At 70.4% G+C, this 14026-nt stretch carries 9 protein-coding genes; 4 read left to right on the top strand and 5 right to left on the bottom strand.

Annotation, left to right across the window (positions count from 1 at the left end; genetic code table 11):
• Window positions 1-5: 5 nt before the first annotated feature.
• From malQ to FHT26_RS02310, 4 genes are read right to left on the bottom strand one after another with little or no spacing between them, the layout of a single operon-like run.
• Window positions 6-1511: a 4-alpha-glucanotransferase gene (gene malQ, locus FHT26_RS02325; RefSeq protein ID WP_168558558.1), complete on the bottom strand. Its 1506-nt coding sequence runs from the start codon at window positions 1509-1511 to the stop codon at window positions 6-8.
• A 17-nt stretch (window positions 1512-1528) separates the two neighbouring features.
• Window positions 1529-3616: a glycogen debranching protein GlgX gene (gene glgX, locus FHT26_RS02320; protein WP_210427207.1), complete on the bottom strand. Its 2088-nt coding sequence runs from the start codon at window positions 3614-3616 to the stop codon at window positions 1529-1531.
• Window positions 3613-5793, bottom strand: a complete 2181-nt coding sequence (glgB, locus tag FHT26_RS02315) for a 1,4-alpha-glucan branching protein GlgB (protein ID WP_168558557.1) — start codon at window positions 5791-5793, stop codon at window positions 3613-3615. Before glgB ends, glgX begins: the two co-directional genes overlap by 4 nt.
• 19 nt (window positions 5794-5812) lie before the next feature.
• Window positions 5813-8281, bottom strand: a complete 2469-nt coding sequence (locus tag FHT26_RS02310; RefSeq protein ID WP_168558556.1) for a glycogen/starch/alpha-glucan phosphorylase — start codon at window positions 8279-8281, stop codon at window positions 5813-5815.
• Between the two features lie 145 nt (window positions 8282-8426).
• Between FHT26_RS02310 and glgC the strand changes: the two genes are divergently transcribed.
• From glgC to FHT26_RS29465, 4 genes are all read left to right on the top strand, one after another.
• Window positions 8427-9695, top strand: a complete 1269-nt coding sequence (gene glgC, locus FHT26_RS02305; protein ID WP_168558555.1) for a glucose-1-phosphate adenylyltransferase — start codon at window positions 8427-8429, stop codon at window positions 9693-9695.
• Window positions 9692-11209, top strand: a complete 1518-nt coding sequence (gene glgA, locus FHT26_RS02300) for a glycogen synthase GlgA (RefSeq protein ID WP_168558554.1) — start codon at window positions 9692-9694, stop codon at window positions 11207-11209. The genes glgC and glgA overlap by 4 nt, the downstream gene beginning before the upstream one ends.
• 97 nt (window positions 11210-11306) lie before the next feature.
• Entirely contained in the window at window positions 11307-11555 is a 249-nt protein-coding gene (locus FHT26_RS02295; protein WP_168558553.1) for a hypothetical protein, read from the top strand.
• A gap of 166 nt (window positions 11556-11721) precedes the next feature.
• Window positions 11722-12870, top strand: coding sequence for a CAP domain-containing protein (locus FHT26_RS29465; protein ID WP_210427206.1), 1149 nt, complete (start codon window positions 11722-11724; stop codon window positions 12868-12870).
• A 1-nt stretch (window position 12871) separates the two neighbouring features.
• On the opposite strand, the gene FHT26_RS02285 is transcribed toward FHT26_RS29465, so the two are convergent.
• Window positions 12872-13981, bottom strand: a complete 1110-nt coding sequence (locus tag FHT26_RS02285; protein ID WP_168558552.1) for a threonine aldolase family protein — start codon at window positions 13979-13981, stop codon at window positions 12872-12874.
• Window positions 13982-14026 lie beyond the last annotated feature (45 nt).

The following is a 14026-nucleotide window of genomic DNA, read 5'->3' as shown; positions in this document are numbered from 1 at the left end:
GCACCCTAGGCCACGACCACCCCGTCCCGCCCGTACAACCGCGTCAGCAGCGCCAGCTCCTGCGCATGCGCCGGCTTCACCTGGTCCCAGCTGAAGCGCCATTCCCAATAGCCCGAGGGCTTGCCGGGATAGTTCATCCGGTCGGCGCCGGGCAGCCGCAGCACGTCCTGCATCGGGTGCACTGCGGTGTCGGCCACCGACGCGCAGGCGGTGCGGATCAGCTCCCACGCGATGTCGCTGCCGTCGGTCGGCAGGTAGGCCGACGCATGGCGCCGTTGCGCCTCGGTCGCGGTGGCCCACCAGCCGACGCTGGTGTCGTTGTCGTGCGTGCCGCTGTAGACCACGGTGTCGGCCTCGTGGTTGTGCGGCAGGAACGGGTTCGCGCTGTCGCCGCCGAACGCGAAGTGCAGGATGCGCATGCCCGGCAGCGAGAACTTGCGACGCAGCGCCTCGACGTCCGGCGTCACCACGCCCAGGTCTTCCGCGATGATCGGCAGCGTGCCGAGTGCCTCGGCGATCGCGTCGAACAAGGCCTCGCCCGGCCCCGGCCGCCAGTGCCCGCGGATCGCGGTCTCTTCGCTGGCCGGTATCTCCCAGTAGCTCGCGAAGCCGCGGAAGTGGTCGATGCGCACGATGTCGACCAGCTCGAAGGTGCGGCGGATGCGCTCGACCCACCAGGCATAGCCCTCGGCCGCATGCGCGCTCCAGCGGTACAGCGGGTTGCCCCAGCGCTGCCCGGTCTCGCTGAAGAAATCCGGCGGCACGCCGGCCACCACGGTCGGCTGGCCGCGCGCATCGAGCTCGAACAGGTCTTGCCGTGCCCACACCTCGGCGCTCTGGTACGCGATGAAGATCGGCGCATCGCCGATCACCTGCACGCCGCGGCTGGTCGCGTGGTCCTTCAGGCGTTCCCACTGCACGAAGAAGCGCCACTGGCAGAAGGTCCAGAACGCGATGCGCTCCGCATGCTGCAACCGCGCCGCCGCCAGCGCCGTCGGCTCGCGCTGCGCGAGGCCCGTGCCCCAGTCGCACCACGGCGCCCAGTCGTGGTGGTCGGCCAGCGCCATGAAGAGCGTGTAGTCGTCGATCCAGCTGGCGTGCTCGGCGCAGAAGGCCTGCAGCGCCTGCGTCTGCTGCGGCGTGGCCGTCGCGGCAAAGCGCCGCGCGGCGCGCGCGAGGCGGTCCATGCGGTACGGCCAGACGGCAGCGAAGTTCAGCCGGTGCGGCTCGATGCCGTCGGGCGGCAGCAGCTCGTCGGCGGTCAGCCAGCCGTGCTGGCCGAGCTCGGCCAGGTCGATCAGCAGCACGTTGCCGGCGAAGGCCGAGCTGCTCATGTACGGCGAGTTGCCGGGGCCGATGCCGCCCAGCGGCAGCATCTGCCACAGCCGCTGGCGCGCGGTCGCGAGCCAGTCGACGAAATGGTAGGCGGCCGGGCCGAAATCGCCGCTGCCGTGCGGGCCGGGCAGCGAGGTCGGGTGCAGCAGCACGCCGCTGGCGCGGGGGAATCGCATGGGTCGCCTCGTCGGGGTCAGGTGGCTGGATCGGCGGAATGGTCTTGCGCCAGCAGCACGACGCTGTGCGCGGCCAATGGCCACGGAGTGTGCGCCATCGCGCCGGCTTCGCGCAGCGCGGCCGAGGGCAGCGCGGCGCTGTCGAGCAGCACCCGCCAGCCGCCCGCCGGCAGTGCGAACGCGACATCGTCGTCGCCGGCATTCATCAGCAGCAGCAGCGGTCCCCCGGGCTGCCCCGGCGCGCCGATGCTCGCGCCGATCACGCGCTGCGCCGGATCGTTCCAGGCCGCATCGTCGAGCGGCGAGCCGTCGGCCTGCAGCCAGCCGAGGTCGGGCCGGCCCTGCGCATCGACCGCGCCGGTGTACCAGCGGTCGGCGAGCGGCCGGTGGGTGCGGCGCAGCGCCAGCAGCTGCGCGGTGAAGGCGATCAGCGCGTCATCGGCGCGCGCCCAGTCGATCCAGCTGGTCGCGTTGTCCTGGCAGTAGGCGTTGTTGTTGCCGTGTTGCGAATGCCCGAGCTCGTCGCCGGCGCACAGCATCGGCGTGCCCTGCGACAGCAGCAGCGTGGCCAGCAGCGCGCGCTGCAGCCGCCCGCGCAGCGCGACGATCACCGGGTCGTCGCTCGGCCCTTCGACGCCGGCGTTCCAGCTGTGGTTGTGGTCGTGCCCGTCGCGGTTGCCTTCGCCGTTCGCCTCGTTGTGCTTGCGGTCGTGGCTGACCAGGTCGGCCAGCGTGAAGCCGTCGTGCGCGACGATGAAGTTCACCGATTCGGCCGGCGTCCGCCCGCGCGCGTCGAACACGTCGGACGATGCGCACAGCCGCTGCGCCAGCTCGCCGCGCGTCGTCGCGTCGCGCAGCCAGAAGCTGCGTACCGTGTCGCGGAAACGGTCGTTCCATTCGGCCCAGCCTGCGGGGAACTGGCCGAGCTGGTAGCCGCCGAAGCCGATGTCCCACGGCTCGGCGATCAGCTTCACGCCGGACAGCAGCGGGTCCTGCGTGATCGCATGGAAGAACGCGGCATCGAGGTCGAAGCCGCCGCCGCTGATCCGGCTGCGGCCGAGCACTGGTGCGAGGTCGAAGCGGAAGCCGTCGACGTGCATCTCGCCGACCCAGAAGCGCAGCGAATCCATCACCAACTGCAGCACCCGCGGGTGGCCCAGGTTCAGCGTGTTGCCGGTGCCGGTGTCGTTGACGTACAGCGCCGGGTCGTCCGGCCGCAGGCGGTAGTAGGCCGCGTTGTCGAGCCCGCGGAAGTGGATCGTGGGCCCCCGCTCGTCGGTCTCGGCGCTGTGGTTGTAGACCACGTCGAGGATCACCTCGATGCCGGCGCCATGCAGCCGCCGGACCATCGTGCGGAATTCGTCGCGCGCCGATGCGCCCGGCGAGGCGAGCGCAGGGCTCGGGCAGAAGAAGCCGAGCGTGTTGTAGCCCCAGTAGTTGCGCAGCCCCATGCGCACCAGGCGTTCCTCGTCGAGCGCCTGGTGCACCGGCAGCAGGCTGACGGCGGTGACGCCCAGGCGCTTCAGGTGGGTTATGGCCGCGTCGCTTGCGAGGCCCGCATAGGTGCCGCGCTGCGCCTCGGGCACGCCGGGGTGCAGCCGCGTGAAGCCTTTCACGTGCACCTCGTACAGCACGGTGTCGGCCAGCGGCGTGGCCGGCGGCGCGTCGCCGCCCCAGTCGAAGCGGTCGTGCACGACGCGCGCCTTCAGCGCCTGCGCGCCGTTGTCGCGGGGGTCGATCTCCAGCGGGCGCTGGCGGTCCCCGCCGAAGTGCGGGCCGTCCCAGTCGAAGCGGCCGACGATCGCGCGCGCATACGGGTCGAGCAGCAGCTTGGCCGGGTTGAAGCGCTGGCCGCGCTGCGGCTGCCACAGGCCGTGCGCGCGCAGGCCGTACACCAGCCCCGGCTGCGCACCGGGCAGGTAGCCGTGCCACACCTGCTGCGTGCGGCCGGGCAGCGCGGTGCACGATTGCTGCAGCGTGCCGGCGTCGTCGAACAGGCACAGCTCGATGGCTTGCGCATGGTCCGAGAACACCGCGAAGTTGATGCCATCGCCATCCCAGTGCGCACCCAGCGGCCAGGGCCGTCCCACCTGCAACGCCGTCAAGCTGCGAGCTCCAGGAACACGGTGGCGAGCGGCGGCAGCGTCAGCATCATCGACTGCGCGCGGCCCTGCCACGGCACGTCTTCCGATTGCGCCGCACCGAGCGGCGTGCCGACGTTGCTGCCGCCGTAGTGCGCCGAATCGGTGTTGATGCGCTCGCGGTACTGGCCCGGCCGCGGCACGCCGATGCGAAAGCCGTGGCGCACCGTCGGCGTCAGGTTCGACACGACGACCACCGTCGCGCCGTCGCGGCGGCCGTGCCGCACGAAGCTGATCACCGAATGCTCGGCATCCTGGTGGTCGATCCACTCGAAACCGGCCGGCACGAAATCCTGCTCGTACAGCGCCGGCGTCGCGCGGTAGAAGCGGTTCAGGTCGCGCACCAGCCGCTGCATGCCTTCGTGCAATCCATCGGACAGCAGGTGCCAGTCGAGGCTCTGGTCATGGTCCCATTCGCGTTCCTGTGCGAACTCGCCGCCCATGAACAGCAGCTTCTTGCCGGGGTGGCCGAACATGAAGCCGTAGTAGGCCCGCAGGTTCGCGAACTTCTGCCAGCGGTCGCCCGGCATCTTCGCGATCAGCGAGCCCTTGCCGTGCACCACCTCGTCGTGCGACAGCGGCAGCACGAAGTTCTCGTTGAAGGCGTAGACCAGCCCGAAGGTCATCTCGCCGTGGTGGTGCTTGCGGTGCACCGGGTCGCGCGCCATGTACTTCAGCGTGTCGTGCATCCAGCCCATGTTCCACTTGTAGTGGAAGCCCAGCCCGCCGGCGAAGGTCGGGCGCGACACCGCCGGGAACGCGGTCGATTCCTCGGCCAGCGTCACCGCCTGCGCGCGTTCGATGCCCACCACCTCGTTCATGCGCTTCAGGAACGCGATCGCCTCGAGGTTCTCGCGCCCGCCGTGCACGTTGGGGATCCATTCGCCGGGCTTGCGGCTGTAGTCGCGGTACAGCATCGACGCGACCGCATCGACGCGCAGCCCGTCGACGTCGTAGCGCTCCAGCCAGTACAGCGCATTGCCGACCAGGAAGTTGCGCACCTCGGTGCGGCCGAGGTTGTAGATCAGCGTGTTCCAGTCGTTGTGGAAGCCTTCGCGCGGGTCGGCGTATTCGTACAGGTGCGTGCCGTCGAACTGCGCGAGGCCGTGCACGTCGCTCGGGAAATGCGCCGGTACCCAGTCGAGCAGCACGCCGAGGCCGGCCGAATGGCAGCGGTCGACGAAGCGGCGGAAGCCGGGGCCGTCGCCGAAGCGGGCGGTCGGCGAATAGAGTCCCACCGGCTGGTAGCCCCACGACCCGTCGAACGGGTGCTCGCTGACCGGCATCAGCTCGAGGTGGGTGAAGCCCATGTCCTGCGCATACGGCACCAGCGTGTCGGCGAGTTCGTCCCAGGTCAGCCAGCGGTCGCCTTCCTCGGGCTTGCGCCGCCAAGAGCCGAGGTGCACCTCGTAGATGCTGACCGGCGCATCGAGCGCGTTCGACTGCTGGCGCTGCGCCGAAGCCGGCGCGAGCCGCGGCATGTGCGACACCACGCTCGCGGTGGCCGGCCGCAGCTCGGATTGCAGCGCATACGGGTCGGCCTTCTGCGGCAGCACATGGCCGTCGGCGGTGCGGATCTCGTACTTGTAGCGCGCCCCTTCGGCGATGCCGGGCAGGAAGATCTCCCAGACGCCGCACTCGCGGCGCAGCCGCATCGGGTGGATGCGGCCGTCCCAGTGGTTGAAGTCGCCGACCAGGCTGACGCGCGAGGCGTTCGGCGCCCACACCGCGAAGCTCGCGCCGCTGACGCCTTCCATCGTGCGGATCTGCGCGCCCAGCGTCTCGTACGGCCGCAGGTGCGTGCCCTCGGCCAGCAGCCACACGTCGAGCTCGCCGAGCACCGGCGGGAAGCGGTACGGGTCGTCGACGGTGGACGTGGAGCCGTCGGGCCAGGTGAACTGCAGCCGCCAGGCGCCGGCGGTGCTGCCGAGCATGCCTTCGAAGACGCCGTCGGGGTGCAGCTGCGTCAGCACCGACAGCGGCTGGCCGTTGTCGGCATCGACCGCCAGCGCGGCCCGCGCACCGGGCTGGAAGCAGCGCAGCCAGCGCTGGCCGCTGGCATCTTCGTGCGCGCCGAGCACCGAGAACGGGTCGCCGTGGCGGGCGTGGCGGAGGGCCTCGATCTCGGCGAGGGTCAGCATGGGCGGCAGGGCAGGGAGGTCATGCGACCGATCGTAGCGCTGCCGTCGCCTTCAGTTCGGGGTCGATGTTCCAGATGTCGCGGGCGTACTCGCGGATCGTCCGGTCGGACGAGAACACCCCCATGCCGGCCACGTTGGCGATCGCGCGCGCGATCCAGGCCTCGCGGTGGCCGAACAGCGTGTCGACGCGCTGCTGCGTCTGCACATAGTCGTCGTAGTCGGCCAGCAGCAGGTAGTGGTCGCCGCCCCACAGCAGCGAGTCGACGAGCGGGCGGTAGCGGTCGCGTTCGTCGGGCGAGAACAGCCCGCCGGAAATCGCGTCGAGCACCGCCTTCAGCGCCGGGTTGCCCTCGTAGTGGCGCATCGGGTGGTAGCCCGAGGCCTTCAGCGCCTGCACCTCGGGGGTCTTCAACCCGAAGATGAAGATGTTGTCGTCGCCGACGCTCTGGCGGATCTCGATGTTCGCGCCGTCGTCGGTGCCGATGGTCAGTGCGCCGTTCAGCGCGAGCTTCATGTTGCCGGTGCCGGAGGCTTCGGTGCCGGCGGTGGAGATCTGCTCCGACAGGTCGGCGCCCGGCATGATGACCTCGGCCACCGAGACGCCGTAGTTCGGGACGAACACCACCCGCAGCTTGCCGCCGACGCGCGGGTCGGCATTGACGACCGTGCCGACGTCGTGGATCAGCCGGATGATCGACTTCGCGGTCTGGTACGACGACGCCGCCTTGCCGGCGAAGATCACCGTGCGCGGCACCCACGGCAGCGTCGGGTTCTCGAGGATGGCCAGGTAGCGCGTGACGACGTGCAGCACGTTCAGCAGCTGGCGCTTGTACTCGTGGATGCGCTTGACCTGCACGTCGAACAGGCTGCCCGGGTCGACGTGGATGCCGGTGTGGCGCTGGATGTGCTCGGCCAGCCGCTTCTTGTTGTTCAGCTTGATCGCGGCGAACTTGCTGCGGAAGGCTTCGCTGCCGGCGTGTTCCTTCAGCTGCCCGAGCTGGTCGAGGTCGAGCCGCCAGCCGCGGCCGAGCGTCTGGTCGAGCAGGTGCGCGAGGCCCGGGTTGGCCTGCGCCAGCCAGCGCCGCGGCGTGACGCCGTTGGTCATGTTCGTGAAGCGCGTCGGGTACAGCGACGCGAAGTCCGCGAAGATGGTCTTGGTCAGCAGCTCGGAGTGAAGCGCCGAGACGCCGTTGACCTTGTGGCTGCCGACGATCGACAGGTTGGCCATGCGCACCCGGCGTTCGCCGGATTCGTCGATCAGCGACAGGCGGCGCAGGAAGCCGTCGTCGCCGGGCCGCTGCTTCGCGGCCAGGTCGAGGAACTCCTGGTTGATGCGGAAGATGATCTCCAGGTGGCGCGGCAGCACCTGCTGCATCAGCGCCACCGCCCAGGTCTCGAGCGCCTCGGGCATCAGCGTGTGGTTGGTGTACGAGAAGGTCTTCTGCGTGATCTCCCATGCGGTGGCCCACGGCATCGCATGCTCGTCGCACAGCACGCGCATCAGCTCGGCCACGCCGATCGCCGGGTGGGTGTCGTTCAGGTGGATCGCGACCTGGTCGGCCAGGTTGTGCAGGCTGGCGTGCTCGTCGAGGTGGCGGGCGACGATGTCCTGGATCGACGCGCTGGTGAAGAAATACTCCTGGCGCAGCCGCAGCTCGCGGCCGGCCGGCGTGCTGTCGTTCGGGTACAGCACCCACGAGATGTTCTCGTACTCGTTCTTCACGCTGGCCGCGCGGGCGTAGTCGCCGGTGTTGAACGCGTTCAGGTCGATGTGGGCCGGCGCGGCGGCCTTCCACAGGCGCAGCGTGCTGACCTTCTGCGTGCCGTGGCCGGGGATCACCATGTCGTAGGCCTTGGCCTCGACCGCGCCGGCCGGGCGCCACACCGCGTGAGTGCTGCCGTCTTCATGCCGGTGCTGCTCGACATGGCCGCCGAAGCGCACCGGGTGGCTGATGCCGGGCCGCGGGAACTCCCACGGCGTGCCGTCGGCCAGCCACGGATCGGGGTGCTCGACCTGGCGGCCGTGCGCGATGCCCTGCGCGAACATGCCGTACTCGTAGCGGATGCCGTAGCCGAACGACGGCAGCCCGAGCGTGGCCATCGAATCGAGGAAGCAGGCGGCCAGCCGGCCGAGGCCGCCGTTGCCGAGCGCCGCATCGGGCTCGTGGTCGGCCACGTCTTCGAGCGTCTGCGCATGCAGCGCGACCGCAGCCGCGGCCGGCTCGCGCAGGTCGAGCGCGGCGAGCGCATTCGACAGCGTGCGCCCGATCAGGAACTCCATCGACAGGTAGCAGACGCGGCGGGCCTTGGCCGCGCGCTCGATGGCCTGCGTCTGCACCCAGCGTTCCGACAGCTGCTGGCGCGCCACCTGGGCCACGCCGTGCATCACGTCGACCGGCGTGGCGGCGGGCGGCGCGACGCCGACGGTCTTCAGCAGTTGCTCGTCGAGGTCGGCCTGCATCTGCTGGGGGGTGATCTGTTGTGTCATGGGGGGAGTCGTCGACAGGGGTGCTGCAGTGTTGTGGACGACACTTTGCTCGTTTGTCCCGGCGTGCGCAAGCGCAGGGGCAGTGCTTCAATGCGGTGCGGGCCGTGCACAATCGGTGCGCGCCGCGACCCCTCCTGGAGACATCATGCAACCCATCGATCTTGCGTTGAGCCTCGACCTGCCCAAGCGCGCCGTCGCGCTGGTGCTGGCGGGTGGCCGCGGCAGCCGGCTGAAGAACCTGACCGACCGCCGCGCCAAGCCGGCCGTCTACTTCGGCGGCAAGTTCCGCATCATCGATTTCGCGCTGTCGAACTGCCTGAACTCCGGCATCCGCCGCATCGGCGTGATCACGCAGTACAAGTCGCACAGCCTGCTGCGCCACCTGCAGCGCGGCTGGGCCTTCCTGAAGAGCGAGATGAACGAGTTCGTCGACCTGCTGCCGGCGCAGCAGCGCAACGACGACGAGAGCTGGTACCGCGGCACCGCCGACGCCGTCTACCAGAACCAGGACATCCTCGCGAGCTACGGCGCCGACTACGTGGTGGTGCTGGCCGGCGACCACATCTACAAGATGAACTACGCGCTGATGCTGGCCGACCACGTGGCCAAGGGGCGCGAGTGCACGGTCGGCTGCATCGCGGTGCCGCGCCACGAGGCGGTGGCCTTCGGCGTGATGGCGGTCGATCGCGACAACCACATCACCGAGTTCGTCGAGAAGCCGGCCGACCCGCCGCCGATGCCGGGCCGCCCCGACATGGCGCTCGCCAGCATGGGCATCTACATCTTCAATGCGCGCTACCTCTACAAGGAGCTCGAGCGCGACATGAACGACGCCGATTCGAGCCACGACTTCGGCAAGGACATCATCCCGCGCGCGGTGCGCAACGGCCAGGCGTCGGCGCACCCGTTCGAGCTGAGCTGCGTCAGCACGCGCCATGGCGAGGCGCCGTACTGGCGCGATGTCGGCACCATCGATGCGTACTGGGATGCCAACATCGACCTGACCGCCACCGACCCGTTGCTGAACCTGTACGACAAGCGCTGGCCGATCTGGACCTACCAGGAGCAGCTGCCGCCGGCCAAGTTCGTGCACAACCAGGAAGAGCGCCGCGGCATGGCGGTCGAGTCGCTGGTGTCGGGCGGCTGCATCGTCTCGGGCTCGGTCACGCGCACCGTGCTGTTCTCGAGCGTGCGGGTGCATTCGCATGCGGTCGTCAACTGGTCGGTGCTGCTGCCGGGCGCGCAGATCGGCCGCGGCGCGCGGCTCACCCGCGTGGTGGTCGACCGCGCCTGCGTGATCCCCGACGGCATGGTGATCGGCGAGGATGCCGAGCTCGATGCCCTGCGCTTCCACCGTTCCGAGAACGGCATCACCCTCGTCACGCGCGACATGCTCGCCAAGCTCACTGCATGAAAGTCCTCCAGGTCGCCGCTGAAATCTTCCCGTTGGTCAAGACCGGCGGCCTGGCCGACGTGGCCGGTGCGCTGCCGCAGGCGCTCGCGCGCGCCGGGGCCGACGTGCGGCTGGTGCTGCCCGGCCTGCCGGCCATCGCCGACGCGGTGCAGCAGCAGCAGACCGTCTGCGAGATCGGCGCCGCCTTCGGCGCCGCGCGCGTGCGGCTGACGCTCGGCACGATGCCGGCGAGCGGGCTGCCGGTCTACGTGGTCGACGCGCCCTACCTGTACCGGCGCGGCGGCAGCCCGTACCAGGCGCCCGACGGCAACGAATGGCCCGACAACGCGCAGCGTTTCGCGTTGCTCGGCTGGGTCGCGGCCCACATCGCCGCCGGTGAGTTCGATCCCGGCTGGGTGCCCGACGTGCTGCACACCCACGACTGGCATGCCGCGATGGCCTGCGCCTATGCGCATGCCCATGCGCCGACGCGCGCGGCGCGCGTCTTCACGGTGCACAACCTGGCCTACCAGGGGTTGTTCCCGGCCGGCGACTTCAACCTGCTCGGGCTGCCGGCGCGCTACATGGCGGCCTCGGGCCTCGAGTACCACAGCCAGCTGTCGTTCATGAAGGCCGGGCTGAAGTTCGCCGACCGCGTGACCACCGTCAGCCCGACCTATGCGCGCGAGATCGCGACGCACGACTACGGCTGCGGGCTCGATGGCGTGATCCGCGGCCGCGGCGGCGATGTCTGCGGCATCCTGAACGGCGTCGACCCGGAGGTCTGGAACCCGGCCACCGATGCCGGCATCGCGAAGCGCTACCAGGCCGATTCGCTGGTCGGCAAGGCGGTCTGCAAGCATGCGCTGCAGACCGAGCTGGGGCTGGAGCGGCGCGCCGATGCGCCGCTGTTCGGCGTCGTCAGCCGGCTCACGTCGCAGAAGGGGCTCGACCTGGTGCTGGCGGCGCTGCCGGGCATTCTCCAGCGCGGCGGGCAGTTCGCGCTGCAGGGCAACGGCGACCGCGCGCTCGAAGCCGCGTTCGAGGGCGCCGCGCGCGCGCACCCGGCGCAGGTGGCGGTGCGCACGGTGTACGACGAAGCGCTCGCGCACCGCATCATCGCCGGCAGCGACGCGCTGCTGATGCCGTCGCGCTTCGAGCCTTGCGGGCTGACGCAGCTGTACGCATTGCGCTACGGCACGCTGCCGGTGGTGCGGCGGGTCGGCGGGCTGGTCGACACGGTGGTCGACACCACCGACGAGACGATCCGCACCGACCGCGCGACCGGCTTCTCGTTCGAGCCGGCCAGCTCGATGGCGCTGGAGGTCACCGTCGACCGGCTGCTGCACGCCTACGGCCAGCCGGCGCTGTGGCAGCAGCTGATGCGCCGCGCGATGGCACAGGAGTTCTCGTGGGACGTGGCCGCCGCGTCATACATGCGCCTGTATTCGCAGTGCCCGCCAGTCGCTTCGCTCCTGGCCCCGGGGGGCGCCACCCCTGGGCCCGGCGAAGCCGGATCCCGGGGCGTTGCTTGATCCCTCGTATGGGGGCCATCATCTTGCGGATTCCCACGGCCTGTTCTTGCGTTCAAAGTTCGCCCCTTGCGGCAGTGGAGCCGGCGTGGAGCAGAGCATGCATTTCCAGGAGCAGACGGTCGGCGACTTCAAGATCTACGCCGGCGCCATCGAAGCGGCGCACGGCGGCTACGTGGCCGCGGTGGTGGTGAAACAGGTGCACGGCGGCGGGGCGCCGTGCGAGGTGTTCCGCGACGAATCGATGTGCGACGGCCGCTGCTGGACCGACCCCGAATCGGCGCTGCACTATGCGATGACGGCCGGGCGTTCGGTGATCCGCGACCGCGCCCGGCTCCAGAGCGCCTGAGGCGCCCCGGCTGACGCGCAGGCAGAGGGTGTGACGCCCGGCGTCGGCCTTGCAACACGATGTGTGCGGATCGTGCCGGATAGGGGCACGCACCGCGTGGTCCTGTGCTTGCTTGCCGGAAGGCATGCCTTCTCATCGTCATTCCATCGGATCCTCGGCCGGGCTGTTGAGCCTGTTGATGCTGGCCGCCTGCGGCAGCGGCGGCGACAGCACCGAGGTCAGCCAGAACCCGCCGACCGGCAATGCGCCGAGCCCGGCGCCTGCTCCTGCTCCTGCTCCTGCTCCTGCTCCTGCTCCTGCTCCTGCCCCCAGTCCTGCACCGTCTCCCGCGCCATCGCCGGCGCCATCCCCCGCACCTTCACCCGCCCCGTCGCCTGCGCCGGCACCTTCGCCGGCCCCGGCACCGGCACCGGCTCCCGCGAGCGCCACCGCCTTCGGTGCGATCGACACCAGCAACCGGGCCGAGGTGCTCGCGCGCTACCAGGATGGCTTCGTCGCGCTGCGCAAGACCACGTTCAGCTGGACCGGCAACGTCGCCGGCTGCGTGGCCGGCGACACGCCGCTCGCGTACAAGAACGCGGTCGTCAAGCTCGTCAACTACTACCGCGCGATGGCCGGCCTGCCGGGCGACGTGACGCTGTCGCTGACGAAATCGGCCCAGGCCCAGCAGGCCGCGCTGATGTTCGATGCCAATGGCCAGCTCAGCCACACGCCGCCCACCACCTGGAAGTGCTACACCGCCGACGGCGCGACCGCGGCCGGCAAGTCGAACATCGCACGGGGCGGCAACCTCAACAGCGCGAACCCCAACAGCTCGGGCATCGGCTCGATCCCGTTGTACGTGATGGACGGCGATGTCGCATCGCTCGGCCACCGGCGCTGGGTCTTCAGCCTGGTGCTTGGCGAAGTCGGCACCGGCGACACGCCACAGGGCAATGCGCTGTGGGTGCTGGGGAACACGCATGCGGCACCGAGCGTGCCGAACGGCATGCCGTGGCCGCCGCGCGGCTATGTGCCGTGGGACAGCAGCATCGCCGAGCCGGGGATGCGCTGGTCGTTCTCGTACCCCGGCGCCGACTTCTCGGCGGCCACCGTGGCGATGACCGACGACGCCGGCGCCGCCGTGCCGGTGACCGGCGTGGCCGAACTCGACAAGGGCTATGCCGAGAACACGATGGCCTGGTCGATCGGCGGCAGCGGGCAGCCCTGGTCGCGTGCGCCGGCCGACACGAAGCTCGGCGTGACGGTGTCGAACGTCAAGATCGGCGGTGCCGCGAAGAGCTTCAGCTACAGCGTGACCTTCATCAAGCCCTGATTCAGGGTCGCAGCGCCGCGGCGAGCTTCGCGAACAACGGCAGCACCGCCGCATCGTCGGCCTGCAGCAACCGGTCGCCGACGTAGAGCTCGGTCGCGCTCCAGCCCGGCACCTCGGTGGCCCGCACGTGGCCGAAGAGCCAGCAGCGGTCCTGCGCGGCGAGCGTGTCGCGTGCATTGAGCACCGCGTCGGGCGGCGCGTCGAAGAACAGGTGCAGCAGGTTGGTCTGCGGCACGCGCGGGTTCACGCGCAGCCCGGGGATCGCATTCAGCCCGGCGGCCAGCGCGACCGCGCGCCGGTACAGCGCCGGCATCAGCGCCAGGCGCTCGTCGAAGCGCATCGCGGCCGACACCAGCATCGGGCTCAGGTGGTAGAGCGTGCCGCCCAGGCGCCGGCGCCACAACCGGGCCTGCGCGATGAAGTCGTCGCTGCCGGCCAGCATCGCGCCCGAGACGCCGCCGATGCCCTTGTAGAGCGACACGTAGACCGACGCGAAACCGGCCGCGATCTCGGCCGGGCTGCGCTGGTAGAACGCCGCGCATTCCCACAGCCGCGCGCCGTCGAGGTGCAGCGGCAGCGCGCGCTGCTGCGCCACGGCATGCAGCGCGAGCAGATCGTCCCAGGTGGGCAACTGGCCGCCGGCCTCGCGGATCGGCAGCTCGACGATCGCGCAGGCGAGCGGCTGGCGCACCGCATCGAGGTCGGATGCGCGCATCGGCCGCAGCCGGTCGCCGACCGGCACCGCGTGGCATTGCAGCAGCGCGCTGAAGGCCTCTTCCTCGTGCAGCGCGAGGTGCGAGGTCGGGTGCAGGCCGAAGCGCGGCAGCCGTGCCGCTTCGGTGTGGATGCGCAGCGCGGCCAGTTGCGCCATCACGCCGCTGGGCATGAAGACCGCCGCCGGCTTGCCGAGCAGCGCGGCGATCTTGCGTTCGAAATCGGCTGCCAGCGCGCCGTTGCCGTAGTGGTCGTGCTCGACGCCATGGGCCTCGCACCAGGCGGCCATGCGCGCGAACTCCTCGGCCGGCGTCAGCGCGGCGAAGTCGGGGACGACCAGCGTGCAGTCGCGGCGCAGCTGCTGGCGTTGTTCGGGGGTCAGCGGGGTGGAGGGCATGGACAAGGGCATGGACAGCTTTGTAAAAAAAGGGCGGAAGTCCCT

Source organism: Rhizobacter sp. SG703 (genome assembly GCF_012275445.1).
GTDB lineage: Bacteria > Pseudomonadota > Gammaproteobacteria > Burkholderiales > Burkholderiaceae_C > Rhizobacter.
Note: the sequence above shows the minus strand (reverse complement) of the source record. Positions and strands in the feature narration are given on the sequence as shown.

Bases quoted from the DNA above. Each gene is read 5' to 3' on its own strand.
- glgC (WP_168558555.1), top strand. From the start codon at position 8,427: ATGCAACCCATCGATCTTGCGTTGAGCCTCGACCTGCCCAAGCGCGCC.
- FHT26_RS02310 (WP_168558556.1), bottom strand. From the start codon at position 8,281: ATGACACAACAGATCACCCCCCAGCAGATGCAGGCCGACCTCGACGAG.
- FHT26_RS02295 (WP_168558553.1), top strand. From the start codon at position 11,307: ATGCATTTCCAGGAGCAGACGGTCGGCGACTTCAAGATCTACGCCGGC.
- glgA (WP_168558554.1), top strand. From the start codon at position 9,692: ATGAAAGTCCTCCAGGTCGCCGCTGAAATCTTCCCGTTGGTCAAGACC.
- glgB (WP_168558557.1), bottom strand. From the start codon at position 5,793: ATGCTGACCCTCGCCGAGATCGAGGCCCTCCGCCACGCCCGCCACGGC.
- malQ (WP_168558558.1), bottom strand. From the start codon at position 1,511: ATGCGATTCCCCCGCGCCAGCGGCGTGCTGCTGCACCCGACCTCGCTG.
- FHT26_RS02285 (WP_168558552.1), bottom strand. From the start codon at position 13,981: ATGCCCTCCACCCCGCTGACCCCCGAACAACGCCAGCAGCTGCGCCGC.